Raw genomic sequence first — 19,145 nt, 5'->3', positions numbered from 1 at the left:
GCAATGGTGGTTCCTCCGCCGCCCGCGTCGGTCGTCGTGGTCAGTGCGGGCGAGGCGGTCCCCTTCGCCGCCGTCTGGCGGTGTGTGCGCACTTCCGGTTCTGGGGTTCGCATCCAGTCGAGGAGTCTGCGTTTGTCCTCTTCGACCTCGTTAGAGGGTGGTGCCGGCTCACACCGTTCCGCAGTCTGGCGCAACAGCGAAGCCAGGGTGACACTCCGGCCGTCTGGCGTATCACTCATGCTCCCCGCCTCTCCCCTTCTCCTCCGGTATGTTCCCGCCGTCCTGTCCGCGTGCTTCGCCTTCCAACGGGAAGGGCAGATGCGGGCCGACCTGTTGCGCAAGTGCCTTTCGCGCGTGGGAAAGGTGGACCCGCACCGCTGCCGGGCTTATCTCCAGCGCAGCGGCGATCTGGTCTCTGGGTGTCAACAGGAGCCAGGCCATCTCGGCCACCATGCGCTGCCGTGGTGGCATGCGCCGTATCGCAGCCGCGCACGCCTCCAGGGCGATCCTGCCCAGGGCGACCTCTTCGGGGTCATCCACCGGTAGTGCGTACCACTCGTGTAACTGCGGGCTCAGCTTCTCGAAGAGGATCCAGCGCCGCAGTTCGTCGACGCGCTGATTACGGCACACCTGCCGGAGCCAGCCCATCTGACGCGGCCGGCTCCACGCTCCGATCTTCTCCCAGTTTTCAATCGCCTCTTTGAAGGCGCTCAGGACGGTGTCCCGGTCGGAAGACCCGCCCGGCCACGTGGGGAGACCAGAGACGAAGCGGCGCAGCGGTACGGCGGCCTCGTCGTACAACGCAGCGACCCGGTCTTGGTCCTGTGGGCTCAGTCGCGGGGTGGTCATCCTCACCGTCCTCGGCCGCTGCGCGGACTGCCCTGTTGGCCGATCTCGACGCGCATCCCCGGTCCTCCGGTGCCCGACTCCTGCTCTACGACGCTGCCTTGTGGAGCATGCCGCAGGATGGTCAGCAGGGTGCGGCGTCTTTGCCATTCACACACTGCGGCCGTGGCCAGTGCTAGAGCACCACACATGGGTAACGCAGCCCATGGCAATCCATACGCGGCAGCGATTGGTGCAACAGGAGCCCACGCAAGGATCGGCAGCAGATCATGACGTTTCACGAACACAAGTCGAACGGCAGGGCTGAAACGTTAAGCAACGCACCGGTGCTCGGTGGGCGTTCAGCCCCTGTGGACAGCTCTGGCAGCGCGTCGACGCGTCAACGGGGGGGTGGCGGTGGGCGTGGCTGACGGGCGCCGAGCCCAGCGCTCGTCTGCTGTGCTGGCCGTCAACACCGACCGCGTCTGCGGCCCCGTCAACGCCACAGGGGCCGCGTTCACGGCGGTGCGCGATGACCAGACCGGTGCACCGGCAGCCTCCGCCGCGGCCGTGAGGCGCACCAGCCCGCATCAGTGAGGGGCCGCCCCGCAGCGGAGGAGCCCGATACCGCACCCCTGGCCGGTTCAGGGGCTCAAGGGGGCGGGATCCGGCAAAGCCGTCCTCCAACTCCGGGAGGCGGGCGGACATCGGCCCGGTGCAGGCGGCCCGTGACCATCTGGCTGCGGTCCACGCCCGCCAGCAGGACGACAAGGAGCTCAGGCGGGCGAAGGCCAGACTCGACGAAGTACCCGACCGCTGGGAGAAGCGTGGGCGCCGGCCTCCCGCCTGACACATGGCAGCCTTGTACCGAGGAATCGTTCGCCGGTCCTTCTCGTAGTACTGGTGCTCGATCGCCGCGGTCGCCGTAATGAGTGCGGTGGCGTTCAGTGCCATGGCGCGCAGCTGTTCGAGGTTGACCCGCTGTCCCGCAGCGGCCAGTTCCGGACGGTGCGGTAGGGAGCACAGCGCCTCGTCGAGGATCTGCTCGTACTCCCGGCGGTCCTCGCTGTGCAGTTGAGGCGTCCGTCCGGAAGGGTCGCGCTGCAGGCACCCAACCGATGGAAGTTGGTTGAAGCCAGTGCCGGCTTGAGGCCCAGTTGGCAGCAGCCGTACGGCTGTTATCTGCTGTCCGAGGCAGGCGGGGGTGGTATCGCCGGCGGCGGAGGCCGCTCGGGCGGCATGGGCGCTTCGGCCGAGCGGCGCCAGGCCTGGATCAGGTGGCTTAGGCGGCGGGCGGGTGTCTCGCTGGGAATGAACAGGACGACTGCGACCAGGGCAAGGGCGCCTGCGGTGAGTGCTCCGGTCGTCCAGGCGGACAGGCCTCCGCGTGCCATGGCGATGATGAAAGCGGCTGCCGCGCCCAGCAGGCCACCGATGCGGGCCATCGCGTTCACCATCGTCGCTCCCGGCAGGCCGGGCGACGCAGCGTCAGGGAGAGGCTGGGTGTGCCGAGCAAGACTCGGAAGGTGAAACGGATGCGTGTGCGGCAGGTGGGAAGGGTGGCCAGTTCAGCGTGCCATTCCTCCTGCCATCGCACTCGTTGCGGGGCGGGAAGCAGGAGGGTGAGCAGGGTCAGCAGGCGTGGGTTGACGCCGGATGCGGGGGTCGTGGGCCGCAGGACGGCGGCGGAGAGATCATGCAGTTCACGGCCTACGTCGGTCAGGCCTGCGGCCCGGGCCAGGGGCGCCAGTATGTCGATGGTTTCGCGCGCTTTACCGTGCTGCTTGGCTGCGGCGAGGAATGCGATGGTGCGCATGTTGTGCAGTCGGTCGGCGAGCCGGATCGCCAGCACGGCTTCCTCACGCGTCGGCTGGATAGACAGCCTCGCGTGGTCAAGAGTGAGGCTTTCAAGCGGGATCGCAGTGAGTTCTGCGCTGCGGACGGCCCGGATCAGATCGGCTACTTCCGGCCCGAAACGTTCACTCACGCGGCCGGGCGGGCAGGGTGTGTCGACGATGTCGTGCAGCAGGGCGGCACAGATGACCGGCGGTGGCATGCCGACATCGGCGACGATGGCGGCGACGGCCAGGCAGTGGGTGAGCAACGGGTCTCCGCTGCGGCGGGTCTGGCCCGCGTGCCAGAGAGCGGCCTCGTCGTGGGCGTGCTGGATAGGCGAGGTGTCGGCGCCGGGGTGGTGCGTCCTCGCAACCGCCAAGAGGCTGGCCAGGGTCGGGGTGGCGGGACGGCGCCTGTTCAGCCGGGTCGCTAACCGGCGCCGCGCGGCGGTCATGACACTCCCCCGTCGCTGACCGGGCGGGCAGCCCACCCCGGCAGAGGCTGCTTGCGGGAGCGGTAGGCGCGCGCGAGGGCATCCCGGGACTGCTCTGCACCGTCCTTGGTGATCCGGTAGAAGCGGCGGCGCGGTCGGCCGGCTTCCTCGTGTACGGCGGGGTCTTCCCAGGTGCTGTCCACCCAGCCGACTTGTTCCAGACGGGCAAGGATCGGATAGATCGTGCCCGACGGCAGCCCCGCCAGCTCGCACAGCTCGAGGCCGTAGCGCTCCTTGGCGGGGTCCTCCAGCAAAGCCCGCAGGACCAGTTGGGTCTGCAGGGTCATACGCGGACTACCCATACTCGTACTCTACATAGACTATATACGGGCTGTCTAGAGTTCGTCGCCGACTGTGAGCCGGTCTCTCTCTCCCGCGATGCGGTCGGCAGCGGGGGTTGGGGGCGCCGTCAGGCTGCCGTCCCTGGGAGACCGGCTCGGTTCGCAGGCTTGGCCGGGATCATGAACGGCCGCTCAGCTTGTCGAGGAGGAGGTCGCGCAGGGCGTCGATGTCCGCGTCGATCTCGCGTCCTGCCCGTGCGTCGTCGTATCCGGAGCGGGTGTCGATGAGGGTTGCGCCGCATGCCGGCGTGGAGTCGCACACCACATCGAACGCCAGTCGCCGACACTTCAGTACGCCGGGCCAGATCGCCTCGGCGACGGCCACCGCATCATGCAGGACAAGGCCGTCCACTCCGAGTTCCCGCTGGTAGTGGGCGCGGTGCGGGGCGCAGACGGAGACCAGGGAAGCCCCGGCGGGGTCGGAAGCGGCGAGGGCCTTGAGCCAGGACCAGGCGGCGTCGATGCGCTTCCTCCGGCGGCGCTGGCGCCGACAGTCGGCGCCGACCCCGCCCAGTTCACCACCGCCTATGACGCGGTGGGCGCGGGTCGGCGCATTGTGTTGTCGACAGCGGGCTGGCGGCGCCTGCAGTGGGCACGGAGTGTGAAGTTGCCTAGACCCCCGCGGAGCTGTGCTCCAGGCACGGCAGTTGCCTCGCTAGCGTCCTGCCATGCCGCGAACTGCACCCAGTGATGCCGATCTTGCGTTGATGACTCTGGCCTCGGCTTCCGGCCTGTCGGTGACGGCCAGCCAGCTTGAGCGCTGGCGTAGTCGTGGCCTGATTCCGAAGCCGGTCATCCAGCGGTTGGGGCGGCGTGGGTCCCAGGCGGCTTACCCGCCCGGTACCGCCGATCTGGTGTGCGCGTTGGCCAGGCATGTCGCCCCTGGCCGCTCCTACGACGATCTGGTGCTGCTGGCCTTCTTCTCTGGCCATGATGTATTGGAGTCGCCCCTGAAGGCGGCCATCGCTCGCGCCTACTTCACCCGGCGGCTGCGGCACGAGGGCCACGTGGCGCGTGTGGCGGCCGACGTTCCGTCCGAGTGGGCTTGCGAGTTGGACAGCGACTACGAGCAGGCGGAGGCTGAAGCCAGAATCGTCCTCGACGAGAACGGCAGAGCCGTACGCCAGATGCGCATCAACCTGCGTCGTCTGCCCGACCTTGCCCGTGCCTCCTGTGACCAGGTGGATGCCCGGCTGCTGGGTGTGCTGGTCGGCCTGGAACGGGAGGAACTGCCAGCCGGTGACAGAGCATTCATGACGGATCTGGAGGCAGCCCTGCACCTTGGCTGTGGGGCTGTAGAGGATTGTCTGGCGGTCTGGGAACATGCGGCCATCTGTCATGTTCCGCAGATGGCCCGTCGGGAGGTGACTTCGTCTCTGGAGCGGGTCGACAAGCTGGCCCGGGCCAGTCTGGAGGAACTGGCGGCGCTACGGGAGGAAGTTCGAGCGAGCCTTGACCAGATGTGGCACCGGGCCACGTGGGGCAGCCAGGAGCAGGCTCCCTTGCTGGAGCCGTGGCTGGCCCGGCGGGCTGCCTGAACCGCTCCGGGATCGGTGGAGGCTCTATGCGTTGACTCCAGCCGCCGGTTGAGGCTGGTGTTGAGCGTAGTAGTTGGTCTCGTGCTCGTGGGGTGGGGTGTCTCCGATCGCTGTGTGGAGACGCTGGTTGTTGAACCAGTCGACCCATTCCGCGGTGGCGAGTTCGACGTCGGCAAGGCCGTGCCAGGGCTTGCGGGGTTTGATCAACTCCGTTTTATAGAGGCCGATCTGGGATTCCATGAGCGCGTTGTCCAGGGCGTCGCCGACGGTGCCGATCGAGGCGTCGATGCCGGCGTCGAGGAGATGCGCGGTGAACGCGAACGACGTACTGACTGCCCGCATCCGAGTGATGAACCAGGCCCGGACCAGCGGGAGTTCCTGCACGGTCCCGGCGCCACAGCGCCATGTCGACGGCGTCGAGGACGAGCTTGGCCCGCTTGCTGGTGGCGGCGGACCAGCCCACGATTGCCCGGGAGAACACGTCCACGACGAATGCGACGTAGATGATCCCGGACCAGGTGGCAACGTAGGTGAAGTCGGCGACCCACCGCTCGTTCGGACGAGACGCGGTGAAGTCGCGTTGCAGCAGGTCAGCGGCCCGTTCCTGACCATCATCCCGGATGGTGGTGCGGATCTTCTTCCCGCGTCGGGCGCCCTCCAGGCCGAGGTCGCGCATCAGTCGGGCGACGGTGCAGCGGGCCGCCCGTATGCCTTCGCGGTGCAGCTGCCGCCAGACCTTCCGCACCCCGTAGACGCTGAAGTTGTCCGTGTGGATGCGGCTGATCTGCGTCTTCAGCTCGGCGTCGCGGACAGACCGGGCGCTGGGGGCACGGTTCCTCGCCGCGTAGTAGGTGCTCGTTGCGATCTTCAGTCCGTGGCCGGTCAGGACACGGCAGATCGGCTCGACTCCGAACACCTGACGGTGTGCGTCGATGAACGCTACGAGCGTTTCGACGGCCGGTCGAGCTCGGCCGCGAAGAAAGCCGACGCCGCTTTCAAGATTTCGTTGGCCCGCCGCAGCTCGGCGTTCTCGGCCCGCAGGCGCTTGATCTCCGCGGCCTCCTCCGACGTGACGCCGGGCCGCCGGCCGCCGTCGACTTCGGCCTTGCGGACCCAGGTCCGCACCGTCTCAGCCGCACCGATCCCCAGCTTCGCTGCGACGGCCTTCATCGCGGCCCACTCGGTCGGGTAGTTGGGACGGATCTCCGCGACCATGCGCACCGCGCGCTCACGAAGCTCGGGCGGGTAGGGGGACGGACGTGCCATGACTCGATCCTCTCAGGGGATCGAGCCTCCATCAGACCCGGAGCGGTTCACTCTCTGTGCCCTTTGAATTTTGGAGACCAGCACCACCTGTGTCAGGCGTGGGCCACACTGGTGCTGGGGATTGGTGGGCCCGGGGGATACGCGATGGATCTTGATGCACCGCTCAGCGAGCTGTACTTGTTGGCTTTGCGGGTGGCCGACCGGAGCGTCGCTGTGGATACCGCGTTGCAGGTGGCTCGCGACACTGCGGTGGACAACCTCGATGACCAGACGCTCTCCAAGGCCGCACTAGCCTGCTACAGCCTGGTACGGAGCAATCCTGAACACGCATACCATTTCTCGCAACTAGTGCTGGCGCTAGCCGAGGCACGCGGGGGACGGACGCGGACGTCGCCGTGGTGGACAGCCGCCGACCTTTTTGCGGAGATCACGCGGCTGAGCTTGGAGCATTCGCCGCGGGCTGACCGGATGCTACTCGCGCTCGAGATGGCATCTACACAGATCGCCATCTCGCGTCAGGCTCTCGCCCAGCTGAGCCAGCGACGCGTCCGGTTCTTTCCCAGTCGCCGGGCCGAGGCCCGGAAGGAACAGGCCGAAGCCGAGAGGGAACGGAAGGAGTTGGCTGACACCTTGCAGGCAGCGGGGTGGCTCCTGGCAAGCCCCTACTGTGTCTCCCTCGACCCCGAGGACATGGCGGACTCGTTTGCGCAATGGGTGTCGCCGTACAGACTTTGCGGCATCGTCTACCGTGACGCGATCAACGGACAGCGCCTCTCCTGGCCCCCGGACGGGATAATGCCTCAGCCGGGAAACCGTATCGCCGGGATGCCGGACGCCACGTCCATGCTGTTACTGGCAATGGATTTCCTGAACGAAGCCCTGCGTATCGGGCCGGCTCCGTTACGGACTCAGTGCCAGGTCAAGAGGGCTCGTGTAGCTGCCCTGCTCGCCGCGGCCGAACCGGACAACGCGCCAAGGCACTGGCAAGTCGCCAGGTCAGCGGTCCAGGACATCGGCCACGTCACAGTGGAACCGCAGGATCTGGGACACCATCTGGAGGCACTGGCCCCAGTGGCGCGGCACCATCGTCTCGCCCCCAGCCTGCGTCTGCGCACCGCCATTGGCGGGCCCGCCCGCCAGCTGCGCACGATCTACTCCGCTGACGCGAACCTAAGAATTCTGGCCAACCTGTGCGCCGTTGTTCACCCTGCCGATCTCCCAGAGCTATGGGATGAGATTCACACGGTGTACTCAGAGTCTGATGAGCTGTCGCTCTCCCCCAGGTTCTGGATGCACCTCGCCCACCAGCCTGTCGAGAACGTCCTGCCCTGCCCGTCCAGGCCGCTCCCGTACACCGAACTGATCCCGGCTGTTGAGGCCGAATGCGACCGGCAGGCTGTGTCGTCCCGCTCACGCGCCGCGACTCTCACCCACGCAGCGCTGCACGTCCGCGCCGACGACCTCAGCCGGGTGATCCGGCTGCTTCACCGGATCAAGCAGTATGACCAAGGCTTCGCCAACAACTACGCGGCGATGATCGACTGGGTACTGCTGACCTGTCGAAAGCGGCATGCCAAGCAATGCGCCGCCGAGGGAAGATACGACGAGGCGATCATGCAGTATCTGGTTTCGGTGGAAACGGCAACGGAGTTCGCCTCACACCACCAATGGCCGGCGATCTGCACTTCACTCGCCGACCACAGCCTCAAGGCGCTGCTCGAGTCAGGTACCGATGGTGAACTCGGCATCCGTGCCAGCGCACTCCTTGCAATCGCCGAACCGGTGATGACCGGACTCGGCGGCGCGCTGGACGAGCGCGCAGGTTTCGTACGAGGCTTCGGACATCACCTCATGCACGCCCTGCTCACCTGGGGCTGGCAGGACCGGCACGCCGCGGATGAGCCACGGTCGTTGCCAGCGCTCGTTACCCACCACCACCTGCTCTTCAAAGGCTTGGACTTCCGCCTGCTCGCCCAGAACGCCGGCCCTCACCAGCTGCCTCCGTACGCCGGAATACTGCACGAGGAGATCGCGGAGCAGGAGAGGGCATGCGGGCCCTACGTACCGGAACGGTCCGGTGCTCTAGACGGCCTGTTCGACATGCCGGGCGGCACCTCGGGGTTCTGCTTCGTCAGCGAGGCCGAGATCGGGCCCGAACAGCAGGCCAAACCGTCCGTCGGGACCAACCGCAGGGCTGCCGACCACCTGATCACCCAGTCACTGTTATCCGATACGTACCAGGTCAAGGGCGCCCGCGTCAGACCGGGAATGACGGAGGTGAACAACCTCTTCGGCGCCATGACAGGTGAGGACACCGTCGTCATCTCCCTGTTCCTTGCCGAAGACCGCACGCGCCATCTCGGCCCGGACGGCTACGCGACGTTGCTGGTCTGCTGCCAGATCACGGACAACGAGCAGACTGTCCGTGTCGTCCCGCTGGCAGATCTGCCCGCCAGCCACGTCACGATGGTGGACCCCGAGCGGGGGAACGCCTTCTCGATCCACTGGGCCGCGGTCCCGGTGGGAGAGGCCCGGGAGGGTGTCAACGCCGACCCGCTCGGGTATCCGGTTTCCTTGCACGGTGAGGAGACACTTGCACGTCTCTACGCCGTACTGGGCGGCCCGCCCGCGGAGATGCTGCGGTGTTGGTGGACCCAGGGCAAGCGGCACCTGTGCTTCTGGCCGCACGGCTCGTTGCATTTCGCTCCCTTCCACCTGCTGCACACCAACGGACGCCCACTCGCCGACGACTGGACCGTCACTACAGTTTCTAGCAGCTCCCAGCTCAGCCCCCACCCCAGGTCCGCAGTCGCCAGCCCTGGCCAGCTGTTGATCGCCGGGTCGCCGTCAGGCGGCATCCAGTACGGCCTGGCACACCAGCCGGACGTCGCCGAGCACGTCCGGAAACTACGGGACCATCTGACTGCCGAGCGCGCGTTCGACACCGTATTGCTTCAGCAGGACGCCACCCCGAAGGTCGTCATGGCAGCGGCCTCAAAGACTCAGTACCTACACATCGCTGCCCACAGCTCCCAAGACGTCGAGGCATCCTGGCACCAGTGCCTTTACCTCGAACCGGACGAGGACGGCGAGGGCCGGCTCTTCGCCCACCAGATCCTCACACTCGACCTACGCGGCGTCAGACTGGTCACGCTGAGCGCCTGCGAGTCCGCCCTGGGGCGCTATGACGCCAACGACAACCATCGGGGCCTGGCCGCTGCATTCCTGTTGGCCGGCGTGACAACCGTGATCGGGACGCTCTGGCCGGTGACAGCACCGGTCACAACACTGTTCTTCGAGGAGCTGTACAGCCGGCTCGGAGCAGGCCGCCCCAAACGCGAAGCGTTCCGCCACGCCCAGCAGAAAGCCCGACAGGTCTTCCCCGAGTACCGGGACTGGGGGGCATTCGTATTCATCGGGCAGTGGCGCTGATCATGAGCCTGGTGACGCCGACCGCGGCTCAGGGCAGCCGGACAGCCGCCAACTCCTCTGGCAGCTGGGCCGTGTAGCCGATGACTCCCAAGCGCTTCTTGCTGATGCCGGCCGCCGCTGAGAGCAGGACGGCGCCGCTTGCTCCGCGCGCCATCTCGACAGTGGCAATCAGCTCGTAAATCCCGTCCAGTTCCTGACCCGAACGCCTGGTGAACTCCCACTGCACGATCCCCGTGCCAGCACCCCGGGCACGCAAGAAAGACGCCTGTGTCTGGCGCTGCACCGCAGTCTCGGCCTGGGACTGCACCAGCCCGAAGCCTGCCGTGACCGACACTCTGGAATCACGCGTGCCCGAGTCGGTCAGCCGACATGGCACCGGGTCCCAGAACAGCGTCCGGCCATCAGCCGGCTGGGCAACCGCCTGCACCGCCACAGAAATAAGCGGCTCGCCAGGCCGGGGCGCAACGTTAAGCGGCAGTACAAGCCGCCGGAAGTCCGCTACGTCCTCGCGTTCCACTGCATAGGCCCGAGTGGTCTCCGACGCCGAGGCCGGATCGAAGGCCGTAGTGAACGGATGCCCGAAGTACACCACTCCGCGCTCAGACTGACCGTCCTGAGCGCCGTGCAGCACCGGTCGCGGCACCAGTTCAACGTCCACCCACACAAAATCCGACACTGGATCCCCCGACATTCGCAAGACGAACGGACCACCGCGCAACTACCCCTGCTGAACGGCCCGTTAAGTCCAACAGGGCACCCGGTAGCCCTGCACCAGCATGACCTATTTCGCCCGCTTGCGTCACTACGTTCGGCAGAAGGCCCTGAACTCCTCCGCAACGCCGCCGACGACTGCTGGTGCGCACCGTCACGCTGGAAGGTCGATCTGCGGGCGAAGCCGGTGACGCTCCCTGCAGAGATCCCCCCGGCCCTGCGCCACCAGGCGGAGGTCAAGGGCCGACGATGAACCCCGGCGCAACACTATTTTCTCGAGCCTCGGTTACGTCAACACCTCATCGTGTAACGGGAGTTCGACGTGACCATCACCATCGTTCTTCTCACCACCGCGCTCGTGTTCGTCGCCGCGCTGCTGGCTGCCGCTGGTGCGGGCAAGGTCGCCCGCCTGGACGGCGCCACCTACCCCGCAGCCCTCACCCGCGCGGCCACAGCTTTCGCCGCGGTCGTCACCCTCGCCGCCGCCGCGAGTGGCGCCCTCGCAGCCCTCCTCACTTGACCTCTGACCTTTGTGTTCTGCTTGGCGATGCGACCGCCTGCGTTGAGCTGGGGCTTGGTGAACCTGACCCCCGCGCCTGAGGTCTGCTGTTGGCGCGGCGTCTGCGGAGGCTCAGCCGCGAGGTGGGGGTGGCGGGCTTACGGCCACGTGCGGTCAGTCCGGCGGCGGCTCACCCACGTCCCACCATTCCTCGGTGTCCGTGTCCTCAAGGTCGCTGACGATCAGATCGACCAGGCTGGCCACACGTGCTTCGTCAGTGTCAGACGGCATGCTCGCGCGTTCGGGCTGGGTTGCCGCCCAGTACTCCCCGGCGACCGGCTGGTGCATAAGCACGCGCATACGGCCATGCAGTTCCTCCCACACCATCGCGCCGGTCATCCAAGCGAGCACGATGCTGTTGTACATCGCTCGAACGAACAGGAACTGGCGCTTCTTGCCCGGGGGGACGTCATCCTCACCCGTGTAGATGGTGTCCGCGAGCTCGGGATCTTCCAGGGCCCTGACCAGCAGCTCGATGTCGCGCTGCCCTTCCGCGAGCAGAGCGCTGTGCCGCAGCGCCTCTCGGCCCTCTGCCTGGTGCCGCTGCTCATCTCGCCGCCGAGCGGGCGGCCACCACAAGGGGCGGCGCGGCGTGACGCCCGCAGAAGATTCCTCCTCCCCCGGCCCGGGCGCGGTCGTCGCAGTCGTCGCAGTGGTCCGGTACCGGGCGGTGATGCCTCGGGCAGGAGCCGGTGGCGGAAGCGGCGTTCGAATTCACGAGCATCGGCCAAGGTGGGCGTCCGGCGCAGCCCTACATCGCAGACGGCGAGCCGCGGCTTCCTGGATCGTGCTGTAGGCGGCGTCGGGGAAAGACGTCCCCAGCAATCTGCTCAATGACCCGCTCGGCCGACTCCCTGGGCGCCATACGTTCACCGTAGCGGCAGTGCCACGGCGCCTACAGCCCCCTGTCGCACGCGAAACACCGCCCAAGGCGTGCCGCGCCGAAAGCGGCGGTCCGTGCAAGCCGTTCCGCGGCCACCGCAGCCTCCCCCGGCACGAGGCCTTCAAGCCGGTCGAGTCTGTCTGCTATGTGCTTCACCAAGGCCGTCCAATGTCCCTTGGCACGCTCGTGGTCGCCGCCGTGAGGGCCGTTCACGTACTCCTCCACTAACCGGCGGGCATCACCGCCCTCGGCATGCAGGTCAACCAGGGACCGGATACGCAGCCCGCCCGAGGAGGCGGGAGCAGGCGGAGCCGGATTGCTCATGTCGTCCAATAGTTGCGCCTCGGTGAGCCGGCGGCGTGCATCGATCTGCCGGTTGAGGAGGTACCCGGCAGCGCCACCGATGAAAGCGGGAACAACCAGCCAGCCGGCCAGGCACAGCACATATGCGTAGACCGCGGAGCGGGTCTGGCCGGCAGTAAGCCCCACCAACACCTCGTATGCCGCTCGCCACCCCAGGACTGCCCCGCCCACCACATACAGCGCCACGAATCCCGTCAGCCACCACGAAGCCCGGGTGACAAGCCAGTGAGGGGCACGGTTGAGGAGCGACAGCGCCCGCATCCGCGCTGCTGATCGAGGAGGTCGAGCGACGGCCGGACAAGGTAGTACTGCGGGCACGAGTGCGGTCGACGAGCGGGGCCTGCCACTGCGGTCACAGCTCATCGCGGGTGCACGGCGGGTATGTACGCACGCTGCGTGATGCCGCTGTGGCCGTCGCGGTGTCGTGATCGAGTTATGCATACGTCGCTTCCGCTGCGAGAATCCCGCCTGCACGGCAGTGACGTTCGCCGAGCAGATCGCGAGGCTGACGACTCCGTACGGCCGCTATACCCCTTTGCTCCGCGGGCTGTTGATGCAGATCGGGTTGGCGCTGGCCGGCCGGGCCGGGGCCCGCTTGGCGGCCGCGGTCGGCATCACCGTGGGCAGGGACACCCTGCTGCGGATGGTCCGGGCTCTGCCCGAGCCGGAGATCGGCGAGGTTGAGGTGCTTGGTGTCGACGACTTTGCCTTCCGCAAAGGCCGCCACTACGGCACGGTGCTGATCGACATGGCCAGCCATCGGCCGCGGCATCTCTACGACGGTCGCGAGGGCAAGGACCTGGCCGCCTGGCTCCAAGGCCATCCCGAGGTGAAGGTCATCTGCCGGGACCGCTCCAGCGGTTACGGGGAGGGCGCGCGGGTCGGGGCGCCACAGGCCCAGCAGGTCGCGGACCGATATCACTTGTGGGCCAACCTCGGCCAGGCGGTTGAGAAGACGGTCAACGCCCACCGCTCCCGCCTGGCAGAACCGCTTGCCGGAACGGATGACCCCCCGGCCACCCGGAAGCGGAGCCGCTAGCCCTCGTCGCCGAGGAGGACAGCACCAGTGAAGGCGAGCAGCCGGCCGCGGACCTCGGCTCCGAGACCGAACGGCACACTGAGAAACTCAAAGCCGTACGCCTGTACTTGCGGCTTTGCGGGTCGGCACCAGGCAACGGATCGCCGCCCACTGCGCAACCCGCTGCCTTGACCGCCACTACCGGCGGCTCTCCCACACTGAGCAGTCAACGCTCATGGTGAGCAGACCGGTTAGGGCACTCACAAACCCGCAGGCCACAGTGCTCATCTATCGAAAGGGCCAGCACTGACTACCAGTCAACTCCGATGCTTCCACTCCCCGAACTGAGCAACGCACAGTTCAGTAGCGAAGCACTGCTCACTTCCAAGAAGGCCGCAACAACAGCCGCCCACGTACTCACTGCCCTCGGCCGTGCAAGTCGCAGGGAGGAAGACGTCACCCGCTTGGTGCTGGCCCTGCGGCCCTCCACACTGCGTGACGCCGTCCCGCAGTGGCGGCAGGCTGCTCTCGATCAAGGCCATCGAGGGCTGTCCGCTGCCATGCTGGGGCTGCTGGCACAGTCCGGAGACGCCGAGGCTCAGGAAGCTCTCGTCCGCCGAGTACAGGAAGGCGACATCGAAGCATTCGATGCTCAGAGTTACGAGCACGCGACGGACGCGGTCAGCGGATGTCTCGCCGAGTTCGCCGCCGATCAATGCCGCTCGCAGCTGGCAAGGGCGAAGAGTAATTCATGGGGCATAGGCAGTGCGGACTACGGATGGCTACTGGTCTGGTGCGGCCTGACGGCTCCCGAACATGCCGACTGGCCCACGGTGCTGGACCTCATCACCCATCCGAAGGTGGCGATCGACCACAAGGCGGGTGCACTCCGGCTTCTGTCCAGCCGGGTTGATGACCTGCCAGATGCGGTGGCCGACCAACTCCGGCAGTCGGTGGCGGTCCAGCCGGACCAGCTCCGTGGCGTCAGCGCAGTGGCTTCCACGGAGCTATTGAGGGAGGCAGCGTTTGGACTCGGGCTGGCACTCGGCGTGACTGACACTGCCTCCCTCATGGCTCGGGCCGGCCAGTTGCTGCGAGGCAGCCCCGTCCAGCGGCTGTCCGCCGCACGCCTGCTGGCACGATTCGGTTCACAGTCCAGCGCCCAGCTGCTCACGCAGGGAATGCTCCTCGCCCTGGCTTCCGACCCGCATTCCAACGTCAGAGCCGAGGCCGCCGCCGCCCTTACACGTTCACTGGCCTGGACGTCCAGCACTGCGTGCGAGGAAGCCGTCCTGATCGCGGCGAGCGATGCCGGCTGCCGCACCCCGCTCGCAGTCGCCCGCGCGCTGCCGGAAACATGTGCTGGCACCGGCGTGCGTCCGCGACTGACGGCCATACTGCAGCGGCACCCCTCTGCCCTGGTACGCAACACCGTGGGGAGCGCGCCAGCTGTTCAGGAAGGCGTGTCACCTGAGTTCGACTGAGTAGTTGCCGCCGTCGAAGGTCCATCCGTCGGTGCCTTCGCCGATGTCCTGCACGATGACGTCGTCGATGAAGTGGTCCTCGAAGTCGTCGTCGGTGAGCTCGCCGGCCATCCAGAGTGCCTCGATCTCGCTCCAGTCGCCCGATCGGCCGTCGATCCTCAGGGGGGCGGCGGCGCGTGCTCCGCGCTGGCGCCGGTCGCGACCGGTGGTGACCCAGCCGCTGATCTCGAAGTCGCCGTCCTTGAACCGGTCGGGGATCGGCTCGGCGGGGACCAGGGCGACGTTCTCGTAGGCGGTGTGGATCAGGTCTCGGTAGCTGCGGCGGACGTTGTACTCGGGGTCGGACAACCAGTTGAGCAGCGTTTTGACGGTCACGTCGAGGCCGGCCTCTTCCAGGGCCTGGTAGCCGCGGTGGGTTCCGGTGAGCTGGCTGAGCTGGGCGTGCCAGTGCTTGGCGTTGTACGACGACAGCCGGTGGCGGGGGGTGACCTGGGTGCGCAGGAGGTCGTTGAGGGCGGCCCCGAGGGATCCTCCGTGGCCGGTGGGTCCGGCCATCAGTCGTCACCTTCGGGGATGAACTCGCCGTGCTGGATGAACTTGGCTTTGACCTCGCCGAAGCCGGTGCCGATCCGGTACGTGTCGGGCGGGGTGTCGTCGGGGGTCCAGAAGACGGCCGCGTCGACGTTGCGCAGGGCGATGAGAGTGTGGCCTTCCTGGACCGCTTTGAAGGCCGTGGTCCAGTGGCGGACGGAGGCCTCGGCGACCATGCTCATGCGCCAGTCGGGCCGCCAGAACGGGGACTTCTGTTCCTGGCGCTTGGGCCACAGCAGGCGCAGCGCGATCGACAGCCGGGTCTTGTAGGCCTTGTATGGTTCGCCGCCGGCCTGGACGAGTTCGATACGTGCCTGGCGGGCGGCGGCGTAGAACGGCTTGAACAGGGACTCGTTGGCCTTGCCGGTCCAGGAGTCGTAGATGGCCGGCATCGCGGCGAGGTGGCCGTCGCGGACGAGCCTCTCCAGCTGCTTGATGTGCGGGGTGGTGACCCACACACGGCCGTGCTCGTCGGGCCGGTCGATGATCCGGCCCAGCGGGTGCGGCATGTCGGTGCGCGGCCATTGAGGGATGTCGATGAGGTAGATCCCGGCGCTGGCCTTGTCGAACGCGGCCAGGGGCCCGGTGTGCAGGAGCTTGTTCGGGGCCAGGGGGACGGCCGAACACGCGGACGGGTAGCTGCCGTTGCGGTCGATCAGGCACAGCACGCCCGCCCCGAAGGAGGCGGGGACATCGAGCTTGTCCCGGCGCACACGCTTGCCGTTGTCCCGAACGTAGGGCACCCGGGAGCTGGTGACGTCGGGGTGGACCCAGCGCGGTTCGCCGTCCATGTGCTCACTGATCAGCGGCCATGGACCGCTCTCCCGGTCCTCGATACGGATGACCTTGATCGGGTGCATCTTCGAGCGGCCGACCGCGTCCTTGAGGAGCTTCAGCGCGGGGAAGGGCGCGCTGTCCGGCTCGTCCTCCTCATCCCCCGGCTGCAGCTCCTGCTCTCGTTCGTCATCACCCTCGTCGTCCTGGACATGCGCTCTGTCCGCAGCGGGCGGGGCGGCGGCGTGCTGCCCGGGGGTACTGCCGGACACGCTGGTGTTGTAGGCGTTGAGCGCGGTGGCGAGGACGCGTCCCTCGGCGGTCTCCGGCACCGGCGGCGGGGCGGCGGCCACTTCGGCCAGGGACGGCCTGAGCTCGGCGAGTGCCTTCTGGTCACCGCCTGCCATCGCGGTGCGCAGCGCGGCCAGTACGTGCGTGACGGCGGCCGGCAGGCCCTGCTGGGCGCCGGAGGTGTAGGGAAGCGCGGCTTCGGCCAACTCCCACTCGACGGCGGTGCCGATGCTCGGCGCGGACCCGTCACCGGCCCTACCGGCCAGGGGTGTGGCTCCGGCGTCGAGGAAGCGGGCGTGCAGCAGATCGGGCTCCAGATACGCCGAGCCGATCGCGCCGAAGTCCCGCTCCGCGACAATGACCTGAACCTTGGCAGGGTCGCCGGTCGGGGCGAGCGTCAGCATGACGTCAGTGTCCAGGAGACCGAGGAGCGTGGGGTCGGCGCTGTCCACGACGGCCAGGACCGGGATGTGCAGCGTGCGCGCGAGGGTCGCGAAAACCTGGGAGGCGTCCGGGAGCCGGTCCCCGGACAACGGCAGGCGGGAGTTGTGGGCGGCCTGGAGCCGGTCGACCACCACGAGCGCCAAGTCCTCGACGTGCGGGGCGGTCTCCGCGATGGCTTCGGCCGTCAGGTCGCTGCCATCGTCGATGAGAAGCACGGCAGCCTGCTGACGGAGCCGCTCAGCGAACCGCTGCTCGTACTCGGTCAGGCGGCCCTGCTTCAGGCGCGGGTAGTCACCGCCAGTCTCGGCGGCGAGGATCCTGCGGAAGATGTCGGCCCGGTTCGGCCCCGACGCCGCGTACAGCACCTTACGGCCGTCGACGAGTGCGGTCTTCCTGGCGGCAGCCAAGCCCAGCAGGCTTCCGCCGCCGGCTGGGGGCGCAGCCACGAGCGTAAGCAGCCCCGGCTGCAGCCCGCCCGTCGCAGCGTCGAGTCCAGGCAGCCCGAAGGTGGGGCCGCCGGCCGGGCCGGAGGCGAGCACAGAACCGATCGTGTCGCCCAGCGTGGCGAGCCTGCGCGGCGCGCTGCTGCGACTCTGAGTGCCTTGGCTGTTCACCGCGCCTCCTGCGGGTTCCGCGCTGGCAGCTGCGGCTGGATCGGACGAGTGGGTTGCAGAGTTGGTGTCGACGGGCAGCAGCACCGCGACCGGTGTACGACTCCGGCGCAGCACCTGAGGTTCGCCGTGCGCGGCCCGCGAGATCAGCTCGCCGAAGTCCTTCTGCGCCGCACTGAGCACATGAGAGGGGAAGGCGCCGGGCTGCCGGGCTGCCGGGAACCGGTCCAGCGGCGCCAGCAGGGCACGATCGTCTCGCTTGTGGATCAGGGTCGTGACCCCGTCCTCCTCGGTAGCCTTCACCAAGGCGAAGAGATCTTTGCGGGCTTCGGTCGCGCTTTTCGCGGTCTCGGGCGGCCGCTCCTGGCCCTGGCTCACTCATCCTCCATGTGTGCTCAACTGCCCCTCATTGTATCAAAGTCCACTTATTCTTTGGCCTGACTCATACATTTTAACCTTCTCATCCACTCACTAGTAGACGTCTTCGGTACGAGTTGACCGGTCAGAGGGCTCGTCGGCCTCGATCAGATCCGCGTGCGGGTGCCGCCTCCTCTCCCCCAACAGGTTCCGCAGGCGCGCCTCGGTGACGACGTCCCCGGCGGCCAAGCCGAGGGCACCGAGCCCGCGGCCCATCCATCGACCAGCCGGGACACCGGCCTCCTCCTGCGCCTTGGCGAGCGGCACGCGCGTCCGGGCGCCGGCCGTCACCAACGACCACCTGGCGCAAGTAGTAGCGGTACACCTGCCCGGCGGTGATCAGCGCGATATCCATCGTCGTGCAGATACGCCACACGGCCCTGACCTAGAAGAAATCCCGATCAGTGTTCGCTCCCGCCAGGCGGGAGCAGCGGCCGAACCTTCCTCCCGGAGTGCCCGTCAGACGGGAAGCGGCTCTGGCCGACCAGCGAGTGTCAACGCTCTCCGGTCCAACCTCACACCCGCCTCAGACACCTATTCCGGCTGCCTTCGGCGCCCGCTCGTTGGCGTCCCGCATCGGCCCACAACAGCTGTTGCGCATCAAACGGCCTGGGACATCAAGCGGCAAATGACGCAGAACCGCGTCAAGGTGGAGGCGCCCCCAGGCGAAGCCGAGGACGAACGACCTTGCCGCGGACCGGGGTTCGGTCCAGCGTCACCGGCATCGGAGGTGACGCCGCCTCAGGAGATCCGCCGGCCCATCTTCGCCGACCGCCTATTGCGGCCTTTAGTGTCCCACCACTCTTCCAGCAGGGCGTGGACGATGTGAACCAGCTGCTGCAACCGGTCCGCGTGGGGGGCGGGCGAGGTGAGGACGTCCACGAAGGACTTGTCGTCCCATGGAAGGGTGACCACCCAGCGTCCGGGCGGTCCGGTCGTTGCACAGTGAGTCCAAATGTCAACGTCGCGGTGCGATCCGGTTGGTGCTCGACGGTCAATCGGGTGATGTTGAACCCGACTCCGTCAACGGTGGTGTACGAACGCCCCAGAGCTTGCTCCGCCGACGTCCTTTCCTCATGCATCATCCGGCCCTTTCCGTTGTCCCGTGCTCCCGCCCCAGGCGCTAGCTGTATTGCCCCGGAGCGTTGTTGACGCGGCTGATCGGTGGGTGGCCGCCGAGTGCGGTGTGGCAGCGGTGGTGGTTGTAGGTGCGCAGGAAGTCTGCCAGGGCGTCGGCGCGTTCGGTGTTGCTGGTGTAGGGCCGCAGG

20 protein-coding genes and 2 pseudogenes are annotated in these 19,145 nt (G+C 67.6%); 5 read left to right on the top strand and 17 right to left on the bottom strand.

What is annotated here, in order from left to right; all coding sequences use genetic code 11:
• Positions 1 to 231: 231 nt before the first annotated feature.
• The 6 genes and pseudogenes from ACZ7M7_RS43150 to ACZ7M7_RS43125 form a co-directional block, all read right to left on the bottom strand.
• Positions 232 to 849, bottom strand: coding sequence for an RNA polymerase sigma factor (locus ACZ7M7_RS43150; RefSeq protein ID WP_472127150.1), 618 nt, complete (start codon positions 847 to 849; stop codon positions 232 to 234).
• Between the two features lie 858 nt (positions 850 to 1,707).
• Positions 1,708 to 1,899: pseudogene (locus tag ACZ7M7_RS43145) on the bottom strand (hypothetical protein); the annotation flags it as partial.
• A 104-nt stretch (positions 1,900 to 2,003) separates the two neighbouring features.
• Entirely contained in the window at positions 2,004 to 2,282 is a 279-nt protein-coding gene (locus ACZ7M7_RS43140; protein WP_472127148.1) for a hypothetical protein, read from the bottom strand.
• The gene (locus tag ACZ7M7_RS43135; protein ID WP_472127147.1) at positions 2,276 to 3,115 is read right to left on the bottom strand and encodes an HD domain-containing protein; all 840 of its coding nucleotides are present in this window, start codon (positions 3,113 to 3,115) and stop codon (positions 2,276 to 2,278) included. Before ACZ7M7_RS43135 ends, ACZ7M7_RS43140 begins: the two co-directional genes overlap by 7 nt.
• Positions 3,112 to 3,456, bottom strand: a complete 345-nt coding sequence (locus ACZ7M7_RS43130) for a PadR family transcriptional regulator (protein ID WP_472127145.1) — start codon at positions 3,454 to 3,456, stop codon at positions 3,112 to 3,114. Before ACZ7M7_RS43130 ends, ACZ7M7_RS43135 begins: the two co-directional genes overlap by 4 nt.
• A 157-nt stretch (positions 3,457 to 3,613) precedes the next feature.
• A complete protein-coding gene (locus ACZ7M7_RS43125) occupies positions 3,614 to 3,958 on the bottom strand; it encodes a nucleoside hydrolase (RefSeq protein WP_472127215.1) in 345 nt (114 codons plus the stop codon).
• Positions 3,959 to 4,163: 205 nt separating this feature from the next.
• Between ACZ7M7_RS43125 and ACZ7M7_RS43120 the strand changes: the two genes are divergently transcribed.
• On the top strand, positions 4,164 to 5,033 hold the full coding sequence (locus ACZ7M7_RS43120) for a hypothetical protein (RefSeq protein WP_472127143.1): 870 nt from the start codon (positions 4,164 to 4,166) through the stop codon (positions 5,031 to 5,033).
• Positions 5,034 to 5,057: 24 nt separating this feature from the next.
• On the opposite strand, the gene ACZ7M7_RS43115 is transcribed toward ACZ7M7_RS43120, so the two are convergent.
• Genes ACZ7M7_RS43115 through ACZ7M7_RS43105 form a run of 3 tightly spaced genes read right to left on the bottom strand, consistent with a single transcriptional unit; the run spans position 5,058 to position 6,299 of the window.
• Entirely contained in the window at positions 5,058 to 5,321 is a 264-nt protein-coding gene (locus ACZ7M7_RS43115) for an integrase core domain-containing protein (protein WP_472127213.1), read from the bottom strand.
• On the bottom strand, positions 5,248 to 5,949 hold the full coding sequence (locus ACZ7M7_RS43110) for an IS3 family transposase (RefSeq protein WP_472127141.1): 702 nt from the start codon (positions 5,947 to 5,949) through the stop codon (positions 5,248 to 5,250). Before ACZ7M7_RS43110 ends, ACZ7M7_RS43115 begins: the two co-directional genes overlap by 74 nt.
• A gap of 23 nt (positions 5,950 to 5,972) precedes the next feature.
• The gene (locus ACZ7M7_RS43105; protein WP_472127139.1) at positions 5,973 to 6,299 is read right to left on the bottom strand and encodes a transposase; all 327 of its coding nucleotides are present in this window, start codon (positions 6,297 to 6,299) and stop codon (positions 5,973 to 5,975) included.
• A 144-nt stretch (positions 6,300 to 6,443) separates the two neighbouring features.
• On the opposite strand from ACZ7M7_RS43105, the gene ACZ7M7_RS43100 reads away from it, so the two are divergent.
• A complete protein-coding gene (locus ACZ7M7_RS43100; RefSeq protein ID WP_472127137.1) occupies positions 6,444 to 9,731 on the top strand; it encodes a CHAT domain-containing protein in 3,288 nt (1,095 codons plus the stop codon).
• A 28-nt stretch (positions 9,732 to 9,759) separates the two neighbouring features.
• On the opposite strand, the gene ACZ7M7_RS43095 is transcribed toward ACZ7M7_RS43100, so the two are convergent.
• On the bottom strand, positions 9,760 to 10,389 hold the full coding sequence (locus ACZ7M7_RS43095) for a hypothetical protein (RefSeq protein ID WP_472127135.1): 630 nt from the start codon (positions 10,387 to 10,389) through the stop codon (positions 9,760 to 9,762).
• 375 nt (positions 10,390 to 10,764) lie between these two features.
• Between ACZ7M7_RS43095 and ACZ7M7_RS43090 the strand changes: the two genes are divergently transcribed.
• The gene (locus ACZ7M7_RS43090) at positions 10,765 to 10,962 is read left to right on the top strand and encodes a hypothetical protein (RefSeq protein ID WP_472127133.1); all 198 of its coding nucleotides are present in this window, start codon (positions 10,765 to 10,767) and stop codon (positions 10,960 to 10,962) included.
• A gap of 153 nt (positions 10,963 to 11,115) precedes the next feature.
• Here the strand turns inward: ACZ7M7_RS43090 and ACZ7M7_RS43085 are convergent, their stop codons facing one another.
• Both ACZ7M7_RS43085 and ACZ7M7_RS43080 read right to left on the bottom strand, forming a co-directional pair.
• Positions 11,116 to 11,580, bottom strand: a complete 465-nt coding sequence (locus tag ACZ7M7_RS43085) for a DUF6082 family protein (RefSeq protein WP_472127131.1) — start codon at positions 11,578 to 11,580, stop codon at positions 11,116 to 11,118.
• Positions 11,581 to 11,896: 316 nt separating this feature from the next.
• The gene (locus ACZ7M7_RS43080) at positions 11,897 to 12,508 is read right to left on the bottom strand and encodes a DUF6313 family protein (protein ID WP_472127129.1); all 612 of its coding nucleotides are present in this window, start codon (positions 12,506 to 12,508) and stop codon (positions 11,897 to 11,899) included.
• A 217-nt stretch (positions 12,509 to 12,725) separates the two neighbouring features.
• On the opposite strand from ACZ7M7_RS43080, the gene ACZ7M7_RS43075 reads away from it, so the two are divergent.
• Positions 12,726 to 13,286 carry an ISL3 family transposase gene (locus tag ACZ7M7_RS43075; RefSeq protein ID WP_472127128.1) on the top strand — a complete coding sequence of 187 codons (561 nt, stop codon included), beginning with the start codon at positions 12,726 to 12,728 and terminating at the stop codon, positions 13,284 to 13,286.
• A gap of 443 nt (positions 13,287 to 13,729) precedes the next feature.
• A complete protein-coding gene (locus ACZ7M7_RS43070) occupies positions 13,730 to 14,749 on the top strand; it encodes a hypothetical protein (RefSeq protein WP_472127127.1) in 1,020 nt (339 codons plus the stop codon).
• Here ACZ7M7_RS43070 and ACZ7M7_RS43065 read toward each other — a convergent pair.
• From ACZ7M7_RS43065 to ACZ7M7_RS43045, 5 genes and pseudogenes are all read right to left on the bottom strand, one after another.
• On the bottom strand, positions 14,732 to 15,304 hold the full coding sequence (locus ACZ7M7_RS43065) for a hypothetical protein (protein ID WP_472127125.1): 573 nt from the start codon (positions 15,302 to 15,304) through the stop codon (positions 14,732 to 14,734). The genes ACZ7M7_RS43070 and ACZ7M7_RS43065 overlap by 18 nt on opposite strands.
• Positions 15,304 to 17,838, bottom strand: a complete 2,535-nt coding sequence (locus tag ACZ7M7_RS43060; RefSeq protein ID WP_472127123.1) for a DnaB-like helicase C-terminal domain-containing protein — start codon at positions 17,836 to 17,838, stop codon at positions 15,304 to 15,306. The genes ACZ7M7_RS43065 and ACZ7M7_RS43060 overlap by 1 nt, the downstream gene beginning before the upstream one ends.
• A 93-nt stretch (positions 17,839 to 17,931) precedes the next feature.
• Positions 17,932 to 18,168: a hypothetical protein gene (locus ACZ7M7_RS43055; RefSeq protein WP_472127122.1), complete on the bottom strand. Its 237-nt coding sequence runs from the start codon at positions 18,166 to 18,168 to the stop codon at positions 17,932 to 17,934.
• 450 nt (positions 18,169 to 18,618) lie between these two features.
• Positions 18,619 to 18,792: a hypothetical protein gene (locus ACZ7M7_RS43050; protein ID WP_472127120.1), complete on the bottom strand. Its 174-nt coding sequence runs from the start codon at positions 18,790 to 18,792 to the stop codon at positions 18,619 to 18,621.
• A gap of 208 nt (positions 18,793 to 19,000) precedes the next feature.
• Positions 19,001 to 19,145 (bottom strand): annotated as a pseudogene (locus ACZ7M7_RS43045) (IS481 family transposase); the annotation flags it as partial.

The organism is Streptomyces sp. NPDC111606, assembly GCF_055656945.1.
The sequence above is the reverse complement of the archived record's forward strand: the minus strand, read 5'-3'. Positions and strand labels throughout refer to the sequence as shown.

Excerpts from the sequence above, each read along its gene's own strand:
- ACZ7M7_RS43150 (WP_472127150.1), bottom strand. The coding sequence starts at position 849 with ATGACCACCCCGCGACTGAGCCCACAGGACCAAGACCGGGTCGCTGCG.
- ACZ7M7_RS43140 (WP_472127148.1), bottom strand. The coding sequence starts at position 2,282 with ATGGTGAACGCGATGGCCCGCATCGGTGGCCTGCTGGGCGCGGCAGCC.
- ACZ7M7_RS43135 (WP_472127147.1), bottom strand. The coding sequence starts at position 3,115 with ATGACCGCCGCGCGGCGCCGGTTAGCGACCCGGCTGAACAGGCGCCGT.
- ACZ7M7_RS43130 (WP_472127145.1), bottom strand. The coding sequence starts at position 3,456 with ATGGGTAGTCCGCGTATGACCCTGCAGACCCAACTGGTCCTGCGGGCT.
- ACZ7M7_RS43120 (WP_472127143.1), top strand. The coding sequence starts at position 4,164 with ATGCCGCGAACTGCACCCAGTGATGCCGATCTTGCGTTGATGACTCTG.
- ACZ7M7_RS43105 (WP_472127139.1), bottom strand. The coding sequence starts at position 6,299 with ATGGCACGTCCGTCCCCCTACCCGCCCGAGCTTCGTGAGCGCGCGGTG.
- ACZ7M7_RS43100 (WP_472127137.1), top strand. The coding sequence starts at position 6,444 with ATGGATCTTGATGCACCGCTCAGCGAGCTGTACTTGTTGGCTTTGCGG.
- ACZ7M7_RS43080 (WP_472127129.1), bottom strand. The coding sequence starts at position 12,508 with ATGCGGGCGCTGTCGCTCCTCAACCGTGCCCCTCACTGGCTTGTCACC.
- ACZ7M7_RS43065 (WP_472127125.1), bottom strand. The coding sequence starts at position 15,304 with ATGGCCGGACCCACCGGCCACGGAGGATCCCTCGGGGCCGCCCTCAAC.